Origin of the sequence: Streptomyces sp. YIM 130001, assembly GCF_003574445.1 — a bacterium.
Lineage (GTDB): Bacteria > Actinomycetota > Actinomycetes > Streptomycetales > Streptomycetaceae > Streptomyces.
Genome location: NZ_KZ984550.1, coordinates 216,482 through 232,803, shown reverse-complemented (window position 1 = coordinate 232,803; position 16,322 = coordinate 216,482). Strand labels below are relative to the sequence as shown.

Genomic DNA, 16,322 nt, shown 5'->3' with positions numbered 1-16,322 from the left:
GGTGGGGAGGAGGGGAGGGGAGGGGAGGGGCCCCTAGCCCCGTCAACCCTTGACAGCCCCCTGCATGATCCCGCCCACAATCTGCTTCCCGAACACCAGAAAGGCGATCAGCAACGGCAGGGTCCCGAGCAACGCACCCGCCATGATCACCGATTGGTCGGGGTCGAAGCCCTGGGCCAGTCCGGTGAGGGCGACCTGAACGGTCGGGTTGCCGGACGAGGTGAGGGCGATGATCGGCCAGAAGAAGTCGTTCCAGGCCTGGACGAACGTCAGCATGCCGAGCACGGCCATCGCGGGCCGGGCGGCGGGGAAGACGATGTGCCAGACGATGCGGATACTGCTGGCCCCGTCGACGCGTGCCGCCTCGATCAGTTCGGTCGGCAGGGCCTGCAGCAGGTACTGCCGCATGAAGAACACCCCGAAGGCGGTGACCAGGGTCGGCAGGATCACGGCCTGGAGCTGATCGGTCCAGTGCAGCTTGGCGATGAGCATGTACAGAGGTACGACGCTGAGCTGCGGGGGGACCATCATCGTGCCGATGACGAGCAGGAGGAGGAGGTTCTTGAAACGGAACCGCAGTTTGGCGAAGGCGAATCCGGCCAGGGTGGAGAAGAGCACCGTGCCGATCGAGACGGTGCCTGCGACCACTGCCGTGTTGAGCAGGGCCGTGCCCATGTTGGCTTCGTGCCAGGCGAACTCGAGATTGCTGAAGAGATTGCCGCCGAACCAGAAGGGCGGTGGCGTCTCCGCGAGCCGGGAGTTGCTCCGGGAGGCCGCGATCGCCGTCCACACCAGAGGGAACAGCGACAGCACGGTTACCACGATGAGGACGATGTAAGTCCACTTGCCGCCGTGGAGTTGGCGACCGGCTCGTGGCCCGCGTCCGAGGCGCCTGGCGCCGTGCGGGGTCTTGAGGTCCGGTTTCGGCTCGGTGTCCGTGAGCGTGGTCACGAGGCCCCCTCGCTCTTGCGCAGCCGCCGTGCGATCAGCAGGTTGACGGCGCCGATCAGCAGCAGGATCAGGAACATGGCCCAGGCGATCGCGGACGCCCGGCCGAGGTGCAGGTTGACCCAGCCTTGTTCGTACAGATAGAGGCCGAGGGTCTGGTACTGGTGGTCCGGTCCGCCGGTAGCGCCGCTGCCGCTGAACAGCAGTGGCTCTCCGAAGAGTTGGACGGCACCGATCGTCGAGACGACACAGGTGAAGAGGATGGTGGGCCGCAGTTGGGGCAGCGTGACGTGGATGAACTGTCGCCACCGTGAGGCGCCGTCGAGCGCCGCCGATTCGTAGAGGTCGTGCGAGATGGACTGCATGGCGGCCAGGTAGATGAGGGCGTTGTAGCCGGTCCAGCGCCAGATCACGATGCTGGACACGGCGATCTGTGAGGTCCAGTCGCCGTTCTGCCAGTCGATGTTGTCGATACCGACGAGGCCGAACACCCAGTTGATCATCCCGTAGTCCCGCCCGAAGAGCAGCGCGAAGACAAGGGTGGCGGCGGCGACGGAGGTGGCGTACGGGGTGAGGGCGGCGACGCGGTAGAACATCGAGCCGCGCAGCCGGTAGTTGAGGAGATGGGCGATGCCGAGCGCCATGAGGAGCTGGGGCACCGTGGAGATGATCCCGATGGTGAAGGTGTTCTTGAGCGCGTTCCAGAAGAAGTCGTCGCTCAGGAGCCGGGAGTAGTTGTGCAGTCCGGCCCACTCCATATCGGTGGGCGCGGTCAGTTCTACGCGGTGGAGCGAGGCCCAGCCGGTGTAGAGCAGGGGGAAGAGCCCGAACGCCGCGAAGAAGAGGAAGAACGGTGCGATGTAGGCGTAGGGACTCCATTTGATGTCACGGCGGTAGCGACGACTGCGTCGTTCGCGGCGGCGGGCGTCGCTCTTCGACGCTGTGTCCTCGGGGCGCGGGGCCGCGCCCTCCTCATCCGAGGAGGGCGCGGCGGTGCGGTACTCGCTTGCCATGCGGGTCACTTGTCCAGTGCGTTGTCGATCGCCTTGGTGGCGGCGTCCCAGCCTTCTTTGGAGGACTTGCCCTTCTGGTCGACCTGGAGCATGCCGATGTCGGCGAGGTTCTGGGCGATGATCAGGTCCTTGGGGCCGAGGATCTGGACGGGAGCGCCCTCGGCGGCCTTGGCGAAGATCTTGCCGATCGGTGCGTCACTGAAGTACGGGTGCTTGGCGTCGGCGACCAGGGGCAGGTCGTAGGCGGCGGAGGCGCTGGGGAAGCTGCCCTGCTTGTCGAAGAGCTTGGCCTGCTGTTCGGGTGCGGTCAGCCAGGCGGCGAGCTTGGCGGCCTCTTCGGTGTTCTTGCCGGCCTTGGGCACGGTGATGAAGGAACCGCCCCAGTTGCTGGGCCTGGGGGCCTGGGCGACGTCCCACTGGTCCTCGCCCTTCTCGCCGGCCTTGCCCTTGATGTAGCCGAGCATCCAGGCCGGGCAGGAGACGGTGGCGAAGGAGCCGTTGGCGTAGCCCTGGTCCCAAGTCTTCTGGAATTGCTGGAGTTTGGCGGTCAGTCCCTCTTCGGCGAAGGAGGCGGCGATGTCCCAGGCTTCCTTGACGCGTGGGTTCGACTTGTAGACGACTTCGCCGTCCTTGTCGTAGTAGCGCTCCTTGTAGCTGCCGGTGACGGCGGCCATGACGCCGGCTGCGGAGTCGACGAACGCGGTGCCCTTGGGGGCGCTCTTCTTGTACTTCTTTCCGGCGTCGAGGTACTTGTCCCAGTCGCCGGCCCACAGTTCGCTGACCTTGTCGCGGTCGGTGGGGAGTCCGGCCTTCTTGAAGAGGTCCTTGCGGTAACAGATGCCCTGGGGGCCGATGTCGGTGCCGAGGCCGACGGTCTTGCCGTCCTTGGCGGTGCCCTGCTGCCATTTCCAGTCGACGAAGTTGCTCTTCTTGACGCCGGCGGTCTTGCCGAGGTCGACGAGCTTGTCGGCCTGGGTTTCGACGATCTCGGCGATGTTGTTGACCTCGACGGCCTGGATGTCGGCGAGTCCGCTGCCTGCGCCGAGGCGGGTGAGAAGCCTCGGGTAGTAGTTCTCGTTGCGTTCGATGGAGGTCTGCTCGATGACGATGTCGGGGTTCTTCTTCATGTATTCGTCGTAGAGACCGGCCTCTTTGAGGCCGAAGACACCGAACACCCCGATCTTGATGGTGGTCTTGCCGTCCTTGCCGGCTCCTGAGCCGGCACGTCCGCCGTTGTCCGAGTCTTCGGCACAGCCGGCGAGCAGTCCGGCGCCGAGGGCCGCCACGGCGGCTACGGCCACCAGTCTGCGGGTCCTTCGGCGGGGGGACGAGGCCCTTTGGTTCGGCACGGTGATGCGCATTGCGTCCTCCTTGTGCCCTGGCCTGCGCCGTCTGGGGCCACCGCTGCGGCACGGTGGGGACCCGGGTTGCGGCTCGGGCGGGAACGTGCGGGTTGTGTATGGCTGGGGTAGTGTGGGAGCGCTCCCATGTGTGATGTCTTGAAGGGTCGCGGCTCGGTTCGGGGGTGTCAAGGGACCGGACAGCCGGAGTGCCTTCGGTTATAGGGCTGTTAGTTTGCCGCCGGCGCCGGGATTTCGGCGCACAGCGTAGGGAGGAAGGCATGACCTCGCGTCAACCGCGTACGTGGAGCGGGCGTCGCCCCACCCTGGAGGAGGTGGCCGCGCACGCCGGGGTCGGCCGGGGGACGGTGTCGCGGGTCATCAATGGCTCTCCACGGGTGAGTGAGCGCACCCGGGCCGCGGTGGAGGCTGCGGTCGCGGAGCTCGGTTATGTGCCGAACACCGCGGCGCGGGCGTTGGCCGGCAATCGTACGGATGCCATCGCGATGGTGGTGCCGGAACCGGAGCGGCGGTTCTTCGCCGAGCCTTACTTCTCCGACATCGTGCACGGGGTGGGGATCGCCCTGGCGGAGACGGAGTTCCAGCTGCTGCTGACCTTCGCCGGCAGTGACCGGGAGCGGCAGCGGCTCGCTCAGTATCTGGCGGCGCAGCGGGTGGACGGTGTGCTGCTGGTGTCGGTGCATGCGGACGATCCGCTGCCGGATCTGCTCGAGCAGTTGGGGATGCCGGCGGTGATCAGCGGCCGTCGTTCGGAGGAGGAGACGCTGCCTTCGGTCGACTCGGACAACTTCGGCGGCGCCCGGGATGCGGTGGAGCATCTGGTGGCCCGCGGTCGGCGCACGATCGCGACGATCACCGGACGGCTGGACGTGTACGGGGCGCAGCGTCGTCTGGACGGCTACCGTGCGGCGCTGCTGGAGGCGGGTCGTGAGGTGGACGAGGAACTGGTCTGTCCTGCGGACTTCACGGAGGAGGGCGGCCGGCGTGCGACGGTCGAGCTGCTGGAGCGGCGTCCGGATGTGGATGCGGTGTTCGCGGGGTCGGACGTGATGGCGTCGGGGGCACGTCAGGTCCTGCGGGCGGCGGGCCGTCGAATACCGCAGGACGTGGCGTTGGTCGGCTTCGACGACTCGGCGATAGCGCGGCACATGGACCCGCCGATGACGAGTGTGCGGCAGCCGATAGAGGAGATGGGCCGGGAGATGACGCGGCTGTTGATCGAGGAGATCGAGGAGAGCGCGGCGCCGGGCCTGAGGCGTTCGGGGCCGGCTCGCCGCCGGGACCGGGAGCAGCTGGTGCTGCCGAACGAGCTGGTGGTGCGGGACTCGTCCTGAGTGCGATGGCCGGGGCGGGGTGCAACCGCGGCTCCGGGCACGCAAAAACGATCAAGGCCCGGTCCGCTTTCGCGGACCGGGCCTTGATCGTTCAGGGTGAGTGACGGGACTTGAACCCGCGGCCACCTGGACCACAACCAGGTGCTCTACCAACTGAGCTACACCCACCATGACCGGGTCGTTTCCGACCGGCCGAGAAAAAGTGTACAGGGTCCGGACGGGTGCTCGCGCACCCCTTTTGAGGGCGCCCGCGGGCGCCCGGTGGGGCGCTGTTACTCGGCAGGCAGCACGTGCTGTGCGGCGATGCGCTTGGCGGTGTCCGAGTCGGGGCCGGGCTGCGGTACGAAGACGGCTTCGCGGTAGTAGCGGAGTTCGGCGATGGATTCGCGGATGTCGGCGAGCGCGCGGTGGTTGCCGTTCTTGTCCGGGCTGTTGAAGTAGGCCCGCGGGTACCAGCGACGCGCGAGCTCCTTGATGGAGGAGACGTCCACGATGCGGTAGTGCAGGTAGCTCTCGAGTTCGGACATGTCCCGCAGGAGGAAGCCGCGGTCGGTGCCGACGGAGTTTCCGCAGAGCGGGGCCTTGCCCGGTTCCTTGACGTGTTCGCGTACGTACGCCAGGACCTGTTCCTCGGCATCGGCGAGGGTGGTGCCGGCCGCGAGTTCCTCGAGGAGGCCCGAGGTGGTGTGCATGGTGCGCACCACCTCGGGCATCGTCTCGAGGGCCGCGTCCGGCGGGCGGATCACGATGTCCACGCCGTCGCCGAGTACGTTCAACTCCGAGTCGGTGACCAGTGCGGCCACCTCGATAAGTGCGTCGTCCGTCAGCGAGAGCCCGGTCATCTCGCAGTCGATCCACACCATGCGATCGTTCATATGTCTCACCCTACGGGGCGTTCCCGTTGGCCGGGCAGTGTCGGGCGGGCGGGCGCGTAGGCGTCGGATGTGGGCTTGCCGCCCTCCGCCGCCACCGAGGCGCCTGCCGGTCCGAGTGCCACCGCCGCCGTCCGCCTGGTCTGTGCGGGTACGGGTCCTGCGAACTCGGCGTCCACGGGGCGTTCGCCCTGCGGCCTGCGGGCCCGGTAGGCAGCCCGGTAGGCGGCGGGGGAGGAGCCCAGCTGGCGTCGGAAGTGCCCGCGCAGGGCGACCGGCGAGCGGAAGCCGCAGCGGCCCGCGACCTCGTCCACCGAGTAGTCGGACGTCTCGAGCAGCCGCTGGGCCTGCAGCACGCGCTGGGTGATCAGCCACTGCAGGGGCGCGCTTCCGGTGAGCGAGCGGAACCGTCGGTCGAAGGTCCGCCGGCTCATGTAGGCGCGTGCGGCGAGGGTCTCCACGTCGAACTGTTCGTGGAGGTGCTCGAGTGCCCAGGCGACGACCTCGGCGAGCGGGTCGGCGCCGATCTCCTCAGGTAAAGACCTGTCGAGGTAGCGCTCCTGACCGCCGGTGCGGCGCGGCGGTACGACGAGGCGGCGGGCCAGGGCCCCGGCGGCCTCGCTGCCGTGGTCGCTGCGCACTATGTGCAGGCAGAGATCTATACCGGCGGCGGTGCCCGCGGAGGTGAGCACGTCGCCGTCGTCGACGAAGAGTTCGCGGGGGTCGACGTGCACCGACGGGTAGCGCTTGGCGAGCGTCGGCGCGTACATCCAGTGGGTGGTCGCCGGGCGGCCGTCGAGCAGTCCGGCGGCGGCGAGGACGAACGCACCGGTGCACAGGCCGACGATCCGTGCACCCTCCTGATGGGCCCGGCGCAGTGCGTCGAGCGACTCCGCGGGTGGCGGAGAGGTGATGGACCGCCACGCCGGGACGACGACGGTGCCTGCCTTCGCGATGGCCTCCAGGCCGTGCGGCGCGGTGAGTTCGAGGCCGCCGGTGGTTCTCAGCGGTCCGTCCTCGCCGGAGCAGACCATGAGGCGATAGCGCGGAACTCCCGCGTCCTGGCGGTCGATCCCGAACACCGAGAGCGGGATGGAGCTCTCGAAGATGGGGCCGCCGCTGAACAGCAGCACGGCGACGATTTCCCTGCGTCGGCGTCCGGTGAGTTTCCTTGCCTCCTCCGGTGCGGCAGTGGAGTCGTGGCTCACGGTGCTAAGCCCCCCTCGATGGTCGCGGCTCCTCGACTGTGTCGTCGGCTCTGTCGGTCCTGCGCATGGTCCTTCAAGGTCACAGTCCCTGTCACAGTCCCTCGGTCCTGCACGAGTCCCCCGCCCAGACGGTCATGATCGAATCTACTGCGTCCCGTGGGGCCTGCGTGACCAGTTCAGGACTCGACACATTGTCGATAAGGCAACTTGGCGTGAAGCATTCGATCACGAAGCGTGGCACTCAAGAGCGTTCCGTGGAAGTGCGCCTTGGATCCATGGCCGGTCCCCGTAGGGTGCGTCGGCCCGCTCTGCCCCTTTCGCCCCTGGTGGTGAGGGGGTTGGGGGCCCGGAGTGCCAACGGTCCGCAGGGCGCTGGATTTTGGCTGAAAGTAGCCGGGGGCGCACGGTCGAATCACATCGTTGCCGGGTGGCATTCAAGCCGAGTGTCGACCGCTTCCGTGCGCCCCTCTGTGCGCCCTGTCGGGTCTGGCTCACGGCAGTCTCGCAGCGCCGGCGCGAGATGGTGGGCGCTCCTTCGGAGGTGCTGTCCGATGGGGCCTCGCCGCCTCGCCCGGACCGTCGCAGTAGCACCCGGCGGACTCCTGTGACGGCCGCGAGGTCGAGTGCGGTTCCGTCGGTGCCGATCAGCCCCGTGCCGTGGACCACAAGTACCACGGGTACCAGGACGCAGCTGAAGGCGGCCCGGCGCGCCGGATCCGCGGCGGCGCGGATCGCGAGGGTGTCCGCGGGGGCGGGTGAGGCCTCGATCCGGTGACGGGGGTGGGTGCCGGCTCCGGTGTGGCGGCACGGATCGTCAGCCGTCTGCAGGAGCCGCTCCATGTCGCGTGGCGGAAGCGGACGGTGACGCACGGGCGGGTGTGGAGGGTGCTCCGGGCGGTCAGCGCTTCTTGGCTCGATGTGTCCCGTTCGGCGTGTGCTTTTCCGGCCGGTCGCTGCTCGTACGGCGCCACGGCGCGGCAGGCCGTACCGGCCCCGTGGCCGCAAGGTGTGGGTGACGGGACGAGACGGGGGCCCGCGGATTCGGGAGGCTTACACCTGCTGGTTCGGGGCAGAAGCGGGCCAGAATGCTGTAACTGGCAGCGACCGTTGCCATCTGGGGCGACCTCGTGCATGCTCCCTGGAATGCTGCGGAACCCTTGCGGGAGCTGGGCAGGACAGGAGTGTCGCCGTACCCTTGGGGGTATGGGATCGGGAAGATGAATCCCGGACAAGGCGCCCCCGGCAGTCAGTCCGCCCGACCCGTTCGCAGTTCGTCCCGTTCCTTCGACAGCGTGGCCGCCCCGGCAGCCGCGGAGACACCAGCAGCCGCCCTCCACCGAGGACTTTCTTCGCCGAGACACCGATGGCCGGTCACGAATTCCCTGAACCCACGGACCGCAAGCGGCAGGTCGCCGATCCCACGGTCGACCCCCTGGCGGCGGAAGAAGCACGTCATCCCTGCGATCCCGCCTTCCGGCACGGAGTCGTCGTCGGCTTCGACGGATCCACGTCGAGCGAGCGGGCCCTGTCGTACGCGATCGGCATGGCGAGCCGTACCGGCTCCGGCCTGATCATCGTGCACGTCGCCAACCGGCTGCCGACCACCGTCTGGGCGGGCTGTGAACCGCCGGTCTTCGTCGACGTCCCCGACCACCGCACCGAGGTGCTCGGCCTCGAGCTGGCGTGCGCGGACTATCTGGGCGCCGTCTCCTGGATCCTGGTCGAGCGCGGCGGCGACATCTGCCACGAACTCGAGGAAGTGGGCCGGGAGTACGAGGCGGACGCCATCGTCGTCGGCTCCACGCACGGTCTGGTGGGGCGGATGTTCGGTTCCGTGGCGGGCCGGCTCGCCAAGCGGGCGCAGCGTCCCGTCGTCGTCATTCCGTAACGCGGCCGCGGGCCAGCTCAGATCGGCCTGTCGGGCCGTCAATTCCCTTCCGGATCAACGGAATCTACCGGTGCGTAGAGGTGCCGGGCCGCCTTGGTGCGGGTACGTATCAGGCACTGGCGTCCATGTGGTGACGCCGGGTCGGCGCGCTGCCGGCCGGTGGGTGACGGCCGCCGGTGGAGGCAGCCCGGTGCCGGGGTTAGGGCGACCCCGGCATCCCGAAGGGAGCGGCCCCCTGGGTGCGTGGTGGCACACGCAGGGGGCCGCGTCCCGTCTCGTACGTGCTCCGCGCGCGGGGGTCCGGCTGTCTTCCCCGGGCGGGTACGGCTATTCGACGGTGACGGACTTGGCCAGGTTGCGGGGCTTGTCGATGTCCCGGCCGAGGGCCAACGCCGTGTGGTAGGCGAGGAGTTGGAGCGGGATGCCCATCAGGATGGGGTCCAGCTCGGTCTCGTTCTTCGGGACCACCACGGTGTGGTCGGCCTTCTCCTGCTCCTGGTGGGCGACCGCGAGGATCCGTCCGCTGCGGGCCTTGATCTCCTCGAGCGCCGCGCGGTTCTTCTCGAGGAGGTCGTCGTCGGGGACGATCGCCACGGTCGGCAGGGCCGGCTCGATGAGGGCCAGCGGTCCGTGCTTGAGCTCGGAGGCGGGATACGCCTCGGCGTGGATGTAGGAGATCTCCTTGAGCTTCAAGGAGGCCTCGAGGGCCACCGGATAGCCGCGCACCCGGCCGATGAACATCATCGACTTGGCGTCCGCGTACAGCTCCGCGAGCTTCTTGATGTCGTCCTCCTGCTGGAGGATCTCGGAGATCTGCTCGGGCAGTTTGCGCAGTCCGGCGATCAGCCGTTTGCCGTCGGCGACCGACAGGTCCCGGATCCGGCCGAGGTGCAGGGCGAGCAGGGCGAAGGCGACCACCGTGTTGGTGAAGCACTTGGTGGAGACCACGCAGACCTCGGGGCCTGCGTGCACGTAGACGCCGCCGTCGGTCTCGCGGGCGATCGCCGAGCCCACCACATTGACCACGCCGAGCACCCGGGCGCCCTTGCGCTTGAGTTCCTGCACGGCGGCCAGCGCGTCGTAGGTCTCGCCGGACTGGGAGACCGCGACGTAGAGGGTGTCGGGGTCGACGACGGGGTTGCGGTAGCGGAACTCGGAGGCCGGTTCGGCGTCCGCGGGGATGCGCGCCAGCTCCTCGATGAGTCCGGCGCCGATCAGGCCCGCGTGGTACGAGGTGCCGCAGCCGAGGATCTTCACCCGGCGGATGGTGCGCGCCTCGCGGGCGTCCAGGTTGAGGCCGCCGAGGTGGACGGTGGAGAACCGGTCGTCGATACGGCCGCGGAGCACCCGGTCCACGGCGTCGACCTGCTCGGAGATCTCCTTGTGCATGTACGTGTCGTGGCCGCCCATGTCGTACGACTCGGCCTCCCACTCCACGGTGGTCGGCGAGGCCGTCGTGCGGGAGCCCTCGGTGGTGTACGTACGGAAGTCGTCGGCCTTGATGGTGGCCATCTCGCCGTCGTCGAGGGTGACGACCTGGCGGGTGTGGGAGACGAGCGCGGCCACGTCGGAGGCGACGAACATCTCCTTCTCGCCGATGCCGAGCACGACCGGGGAGCCGTTGCGGGCGACGACGATGCGGTCCGTGAAGTCGGCGTGCAGGACGGCGATTCCGTACGTGCCCTCGACGACGCGGAGGGCCTCGCGGACCTTCTCCTCCAGGGTGGGCGCCTGGGAGCGGGCGATGAGGTGGGTGAGTACCTCGGTGTCGGTCTCGGAGAGGAACTCCACGCCGTCCGCGACGAGCTTGGCACGCAGCTCGGAGGCGTTGTCGACGATGCCGTTGTGGACGACGGCGACCTTGGACTCGCCGTCCAGGTGCGGGTGGGCGTTCTCGTCGGAGGGGGCGCCGTGGGTGGCCCAACGGGTGTGCGCGATGCCGGTGGTGCCGGCGAACCGCTTGGGGATACGGGACTCGAGCTCACGGACGCGGCCCTTGGCCTTGACCATCTTCAGGCCGCCGGACTTGCCGGTGATCACCACTCCCGCCGAGTCGTAGCCGCGGTACTCGAGGCGCTGCAGGCCTTCGAGCAGCAGGGGGGCCACATCGCGCTTGCCGATGTATCCGACGATTCCGCACATGGGTGTTGGTTCCTCTTCTCGAAGCTCTGCTCTGGGTGGGGTGCCGGGTGGGGTGCCGGGGTCGGGTTTCGGGGTCGGGTTCCGGGTGGAGTCCCGCGAGGGTGGTGGCCGGCGGGTGGTGGGTCAGCCGTAGACGATGCGGCGGAGCTGTCTGAGGGAGAGCTCGGGCGGTGCCACGGCCCGGTAGCCGAGTTCGCCGGCGATCTGCTCGAAGATCGCCGCGTTCAGCAGGCCCTGGGCCTGGAGTTCGCGGTGCCTGCGCCGGACGTAGTCCTCCGTGGTCTCGTCGAAGTACGCCAGGACGTCCTGGATGACGCGCAGGGCCTCGCCCCGCTGGAGGGACGTGCTGCGCGTCAGGTGGTCGACCAGGTCCTCGTGCACTCGACGATCCTGGGGTACGAAGGAGGGCATCGCAAGAATCCTGCCCGAATTCGGGCAGGATCGTGGCGCTCGGTGGAGTGGTGGGGGTCAGAGCCGTTTGAGGATGGCCTGCTTGGCGAGGCTGAACTCGTCGTCGGTGAGGATGCCCGACTGGTGCAATTCGCCCAACTCCCGCAGTCGGCGCAGCAGCGCGTCATGGTCGTCGCCCGTCGGCGTGCCGGAGCCGGGGGTGTCCTCGGGGGTGCCGGAGGGGGCGGACGGCGGGGACTTCGTGAGTGCGGGCGCCGGCTCCTGCGGGCTCGAGGGGTGCGGCATACGGGCTCGTACCGCGGCCGCGACCAGGGCCATCAGGGGGTCCTTCTTGAAGCCGAAGAGTTCCACCGAGTTCGGGTCGTACTTCGGCGGGGCCTTGGTCGGCGCGTGCCGCACGGTGAAGCGGAGGTAGCCGTTCTCCCAGCCGACCGCGGGGTGCCACTCGACGGCGGCCAGGTCTTCGAGCGTGAGGGTGCGGATGCCTGCGGCGGACTTGGCCTCCTCGGCGTTCCACTTCCACTCCAGGCGGACCTGCTCGCCGTCGAAGGAGACCGTGCCGTCACCGGCGGTCGCCGACACCGGCACCGCGGGGCCGGGCAGCAGGTAGCTGTCGCTGGGTTCGGACGGGATCTGCTCGAGCAGCAGGGCGTTGCGCACCTCGTCCACGAAGTACTCGGCGACTCCGTAGCGGTCGGAGTCGACGGTCAGGCGGTAGGGGTCCGAGGCGTCGTCGAGCTTGCCGTGCGTCACCTGCAACAGGGGGTCGGCGCCATCCCGTAGACGCAGCCGCAGACGGCCCGACTTCTTGCCCTGCTCGAACGAGATGGCGGCCAACGCCCTTACGGGGACGGCCAGTTCGCCGAGTGTCTTGCGCAGTAGGCCGACGCCCTTGTCGCGTCCGGGGACGATGCGCAGGGTCTCGCCGTCGAAGGTCCAGGTCCCGTCTCGCTGGATGATTTCCGCCATGCCGGGATTCTGTCATCGCAGTCGCCCGAAGAGTCGCCCGAAGAGTGGTCCGGAATTGGTCTACACCCCTTGACCGGAGGTGGGTGTGCGGGTAGCCATGGGGAGGTTGGGATGCACGTGCTTCGACGATCCGCCGTCGAAGTGCCAGGTACCACAGCTGCGAGCCCGTCGAAGGGAACCGAGCTAGTGAGCCGTCCACGATCCACTTCACGTCTGTCAGGTCATTTCCTGGGTGCGCTGCTCCTGGCCGGGGCCGTCGGCCTCTTCGGTGCAGGGGCCGCGCCCGCGAGCGGGGCCGAGGAGCCGGCGCCCGTCCCGCTCGGGCGGGTGATCCCCGCGCCGTCCTCCGTGGATGCGGCCGGACCCGGCTACGAGGTCACGGGCGACACCCGGATCCGCGTCGGGGACTCCGACGACACCCGCCGGATCGGCGACTATCTGGCGGACGTGCTGCGGCCCTCCACCGGCTATCCGCTGCCGGTCACCGAGGACGCGGGCAGCGACGGTATCCGGCTCGAACTCTCCGCAGAGGACGAGGACTTGGGCGCCGAGGGGTACCGGTTGAAGTCCGACGGCGAAGCCGTCACCCTCACCGCCCGCGAACCGGCCGGCCTCTTCCACGGCGTCCAGACGCTGCGCCAGCAGCTGCCCGCCTCCGTGGAGCAGGACACCGAGCAGCCCGGACCGTGGCAGGTGGCCGGCGGCACCATCGAGGACGTGCCGCGGTACGCCTACCGCTCCGCGATGCTCGACGTCTCACGGCACTTCTTCAGCCCCGACAAGGTCAAGCGCTACATCGACCAGCTGGCGCTCTACAAGATCAACAAGTTGCATCTGCATCTCAGCGACGACCAGGGCTGGCGCATCGCCATCGACTCCTGGCCGCGGCTCACCGAGTACGGCGGCTCCACGCAGGTCGGCGGCGGCGAGGGCGGCTATTACACCAAGGCCGAGTACAAGGACCTGGTGAAGTACGCCGCCTCCCGGAACCTCGAGGTGATCCCCGAGATCGACCTGCCGGGCCACACCAACGCCGCGCTCGCCTCGTACGCCGAACTCAACTGCGACGGCGTCGCCCCACCCCTCTACACGGGCACCGAGGTCGGCTTCAGCTCCCTGTGCGTGGACAAGGAGATCACGTACGACTTCGTCGACGACGTGATCCGCGAGATCGCCGAGCTCACCCCGGGCAAGTACCTTCACATCGGCGGTGACGAGGCGCACTCCACCAGCCGGGAGGACTACATCGCCTTCATGAACCGGGTGCAGCCCGTCGTCGGCAAGTACGGCAAGACCGTCGTGGGCTGGCACCAGTTGACGGCCGCGACGCCAGCGGAAGGCGCGGTGGCGCAGTACTGGGGCTACGACGCGACGGGCGCCGAGGAGCGCAAGCAGGTCGCCGACGCCGCGAAGAACGGCACCGGAGTGGTCCTCTCGCCCGCGGACCGTTCGTACCTCGACATGAAGTACGACGAGGACACTCCGCTCGGCCTGTCCTGGGCGGGTCTGGTGGAGGTGGACCGGTCCTACGACTGGGACCCGGCCTCGTATCTGGAAGGTGTAGCCGAGGAGGCCGTGCTCGGGGTCGAGGCGCCGATGTGGTCGGAGACCCTCTCGGAGTCGGACGAGGTCGAGTTCATGGCCTTCCCGCGGCTGCCGGGCATCGCGGAATTGGGCTGGTCGCCAGCCGCCACGCACGACTGGGACACCTACAAGGAACGGCTCGGCGAGCAGGCGCCGCGCTGGGACGCGCTCGGCGTCAACTACTACAAGTCGCCGAAGGTGCCCTGGCCTGCGGGGTGAGCCACAGGTGGGCGGCGGCTGTCAGGCCGCCGTCTCCGCCTCCTCGCGCAGTCGGTCCTCGCTGGCGCCGTGCCGCCAGTACCCGACGAACGTCACGGCGCGGCGGTCGAATTGACGCTCCCCCACGAGATGGCGGCGCAGCGTCCTGAGAGCCCCGGCCTCACCGGCGATCCAGGTGTACGGCGTCCCTTCGGGGAGGGTGGCCGCGCGGACGGCGGTCAGGGCGAGTGGCTCGCCCTGACCTGCGGCCGGAGCCTCGTCGCGGGCCAGCCAGGTGATCTCGGCGTCGGCCTCGGTGTGCAGGGTGCGGCGGTCCGCCGCGTACGGCACCTCGAGCCAGACCTTCGCCGGGGTGCCGGCGGGCAGCGCTTCCAGGATCGCGGCGGCGGCCGGCAGGGCTGTCTCGTCGGCCCAGATCAGGACCCAGTCGGTGCCGGCGGGCGGCCGGAAGCGTACGCCCGAGTTGTCCGCCGTCATCGGCCCGAGCACGGCCACGCGGTCGCCCGCGCCGGCCGTCTCCGCCCAGCGGCAGGCCGGGCCGCCGTCCGGGTGCAGGGCGAACTCGATGTCGACCTCGGTCCGGCCGTCGTCGCCGCGGCGCTGTGCGCGCACCGTGTACGAACGCATCACTGCCCGGACGTCGGACGGCATCGCGCGGTACGCCCGGTACCAGGCTGCCTGGTCCTGGGCCGGAGGCAGGACCGGGGCGGCCTGGTACGGGTGCGGCAGGAACAGGGACAGGCTCTGGTCGCGGCCGCCGGACTCGAAGTGGTTCAGGGTCTCGCCGGTGAAGGTGAACCTGCGCAGGGAGGGGGACAGATCGTGTCCCCGGGTCACTTCGAGGTCGAAGAGGCCGAAGGGGGTCTTCACAGTCCGTACTCCTGTGGGGGCTGGGCCCTGGGGTGGTTAGGTTCGCCTTACTCAATCGGATGGGTGGGGTGTGGGGCAAGGGGTGCCGGCTGGGGGCTCGGCCCTGAGGTCGTGTCCTCAATCGCCGGACGGGCTTCTTTTCGCGCTGGCGCGCTCGTCCTCAATCGCCGGACGGGCTCTATGTATCGCCGGGCCGGGCCTGGGATGTAGCCGGGCCGGGCCTGGGATGTCGCCGGGCCGGGCCTGGGATGTAGCCGGGCCCGGCCCGGGAAGTCGCCCGGCCGGACCGGGCCCGGATGCCGACAGGTCGGGCCGGGCCGGGCAGCCTGTGTGTCAGTGGTTCGGTAGGCCCAGTTCGCGGGCGATCAGCATGCGTTGGACCTCGCTGGTTCCCTCGCCGATCTCGAGGATCTTGGAGTCGCGCCACATGCGGGCGACCGGGTACTCGTTCATGAAGCCGTAGCCGCCGTGGATCTGGGTGGCCTCGCGGGCGTTGTCCACGGCGACCGTGGACGAGTACAGCTTGGCCAGGGCCGCCTCCTTCTTGAACGGTTCCCCGGAGACCAGGCGCGAGGCCGCGTCGCGCCAGGCGAGCCGTGCCGTGTGGGACTTCATCTCCATGTCGGCGAGCTTGAACTGGATCGCCTGGTTCGCGCCGATCGGCCGGCCGAAGGCGCGCCGCTCCTTGGCGTACCGCAGCGACTCGTCCACGCAGCCCTGGGCGAGACCCGTGGCGAGTGCGGAGATCGCGACCCGGCCCTCGTCGAGGATCCGCAGGAACTGGGCGTAGCCGCGGCCCTCGGTGCCGAGGAGGTTCGCCGCGGGGACGCGGACGTCGGAGAAGGAGAGCTCGCGGGTGTCCGAGGCGTTCCATCCGACCTTCGAGTACGGGGCGGCGACCGTGAAGCCGGGGGTGCCGGACGGGACGATGATCGACGAGATGCGCGGCTTGCCGTCCTCGGTGCGGCCCGTCACCGCGGTGACCGTGACCAGGCCGGTGATGTCCGTGCCGGAGTTGGTGATGAAGCACTTGCTGCCGTTGATCACCCATTCGTCGGTGGCCTCGTCGAGGCGGGCCGTGGTGCGGGTGCCGCTCGCGTCCGAACCGCACTCCGGTTCGGTCAGGCCGAACGCGCCGAGGATCTCGCCGGAGCACATCCGCGGCAGCCACTGCCGCTTCTGCTCCTCGGTGCCGAACAGGTGCAGTGGCATCGCGCCGAGCGAGACCCCGGCCTCCAGGGTGATCGCCACCGAGGAGTCGACCCGGGCCAGCTCCTCGAGGACCAGGCCGAGCGCCAGGTAGTCGCCGCCCATCCCGCCGTACTCCTCGGGGAAGGGGAGTCCGAACAGGCCCATCCGCCCCATCTCGCGGACGATCTCGTACGGGAACTCGTGACGCTCGTAGAAGTCGCCGATCTTGGGTGCCACGACGTCGTGCGCGAACTCCTCGACGGTGCGCCGGAGTTCCTCGTGCTCGGCGGAGAGCCGGTGGTCGAGCGGCAT

Annotated in this window: 13 protein-coding genes and 1 tRNA gene; 3 read left to right on the top strand and 11 right to left on the bottom strand. The window is 69.2% G+C overall.

Features of this window, described 5'->3' with window-relative positions:
• Positions 1–42 precede the first annotated feature (42 nt).
• The 3 genes from DSC45_RS06590 to DSC45_RS06580 form a co-directional block, all read right to left on the bottom strand.
• A complete protein-coding gene (locus tag DSC45_RS06590) occupies positions 43–834 on the bottom strand; it encodes a carbohydrate ABC transporter permease (protein ID WP_240434521.1) in 792 nt (263 codons plus the stop codon).
• Positions 835–947: 113 nt separating this feature from the next.
• Complete coding sequence (locus DSC45_RS06585; RefSeq protein WP_119288018.1) at positions 948–1,961, bottom strand: carbohydrate ABC transporter permease; 1,014 nt, start codon at positions 1,959–1,961, stop codon at positions 948–950.
• A 5-nt stretch (positions 1,962–1,966) separates the two neighbouring features.
• Positions 1,967–3,322: an ABC transporter substrate-binding protein gene (locus DSC45_RS06580; protein ID WP_119288016.1), complete on the bottom strand. Its 1,356-nt coding sequence runs from the start codon at positions 3,320–3,322 to the stop codon at positions 1,967–1,969.
• Between the two features lie 260 nt (positions 3,323–3,582).
• On the opposite strand from DSC45_RS06580, the gene DSC45_RS06575 reads away from it, so the two are divergent.
• The gene (locus DSC45_RS06575; protein WP_119288015.1) at positions 3,583–4,656 is read left to right on the top strand and encodes a LacI family DNA-binding transcriptional regulator; all 1,074 of its coding nucleotides are present in this window, start codon (positions 3,583–3,585) and stop codon (positions 4,654–4,656) included.
• A 95-nt stretch (positions 4,657–4,751) separates the two neighbouring features.
• Here DSC45_RS06575 and DSC45_RS06570 read toward each other — a convergent pair.
• The 3 genes from DSC45_RS06570 to DSC45_RS06560 form a co-directional block, all read right to left on the bottom strand.
• Positions 4,752–4,824, bottom strand: a tRNA-His gene (locus DSC45_RS06570).
• A 104-nt stretch (positions 4,825–4,928) separates the two neighbouring features.
• Entirely contained in the window at positions 4,929–5,531 is a 603-nt protein-coding gene (gene orn / locus DSC45_RS06565; protein WP_119288013.1) for an oligoribonuclease, read from the bottom strand.
• A gap of 5 nt (positions 5,532–5,536) precedes the next feature.
• Positions 5,537–6,736, bottom strand: a complete 1,200-nt coding sequence (locus DSC45_RS06560; RefSeq protein ID WP_119288012.1) for a helix-turn-helix domain-containing protein — start codon at positions 6,734–6,736, stop codon at positions 5,537–5,539.
• Between the two features lie 1,363 nt (positions 6,737–8,099).
• Between DSC45_RS06560 and DSC45_RS06550 the strand changes: the two genes are divergently transcribed.
• Positions 8,100–8,624 carry a universal stress protein gene (locus DSC45_RS06550; RefSeq protein WP_119288010.1) on the top strand — a complete coding sequence of 175 codons (525 nt, stop codon included), beginning with the start codon at positions 8,100–8,102 and terminating at the stop codon, positions 8,622–8,624.
• A 327-nt stretch (positions 8,625–8,951) separates the two neighbouring features.
• On the opposite strand, the gene glmS is transcribed toward DSC45_RS06550, so the two are convergent.
• The 3 genes from glmS to DSC45_RS06535 all read right to left on the bottom strand — a co-directional run bounded on the left by glmS (position 8,952) and on the right by DSC45_RS06535 (position 12,146).
• On the bottom strand, positions 8,952–10,766 hold the full coding sequence (gene glmS, locus DSC45_RS06545) for a glutamine--fructose-6-phosphate transaminase (isomerizing) (RefSeq protein WP_119288008.1): 1,815 nt from the start codon (positions 10,764–10,766) through the stop codon (positions 8,952–8,954).
• Positions 10,767–10,889: 123 nt separating this feature from the next.
• Entirely contained in the window at positions 10,890–11,147 is a 258-nt protein-coding gene (locus tag DSC45_RS06540; RefSeq protein WP_119288006.1) for a hypothetical protein, read from the bottom strand.
• Between the two features lie 87 nt (positions 11,148–11,234).
• Positions 11,235–12,146, bottom strand: a complete 912-nt coding sequence (locus tag DSC45_RS06535; RefSeq protein WP_119288003.1) for a DUF4429 domain-containing protein — start codon at positions 12,144–12,146, stop codon at positions 11,235–11,237.
• Positions 12,147–12,332: 186 nt separating this feature from the next.
• Between DSC45_RS06535 and DSC45_RS06530 the strand changes: the two genes are divergently transcribed.
• Positions 12,333–13,949: a beta-N-acetylhexosaminidase gene (locus DSC45_RS06530; RefSeq protein ID WP_240434494.1), complete on the top strand. Its 1,617-nt coding sequence runs from the start codon at positions 12,333–12,335 to the stop codon at positions 13,947–13,949.
• A 21-nt stretch (positions 13,950–13,970) separates the two neighbouring features.
• On the opposite strand, the gene DSC45_RS06525 is transcribed toward DSC45_RS06530, so the two are convergent.
• Both DSC45_RS06525 and DSC45_RS06520 read right to left on the bottom strand, forming a co-directional pair.
• A complete protein-coding gene (locus DSC45_RS06525) occupies positions 13,971–14,819 on the bottom strand; it encodes a siderophore-interacting protein (protein WP_119287999.1) in 849 nt (282 codons plus the stop codon).
• A 333-nt stretch (positions 14,820–15,152) separates the two neighbouring features.
• Positions 15,153–16,322 (bottom strand): acyl-CoA dehydrogenase family protein, encoded by a 1,170-nt coding sequence (locus DSC45_RS06520; RefSeq protein ID WP_119287998.1) that lies wholly within the window; start codon positions 16,320–16,322, stop codon positions 15,153–15,155.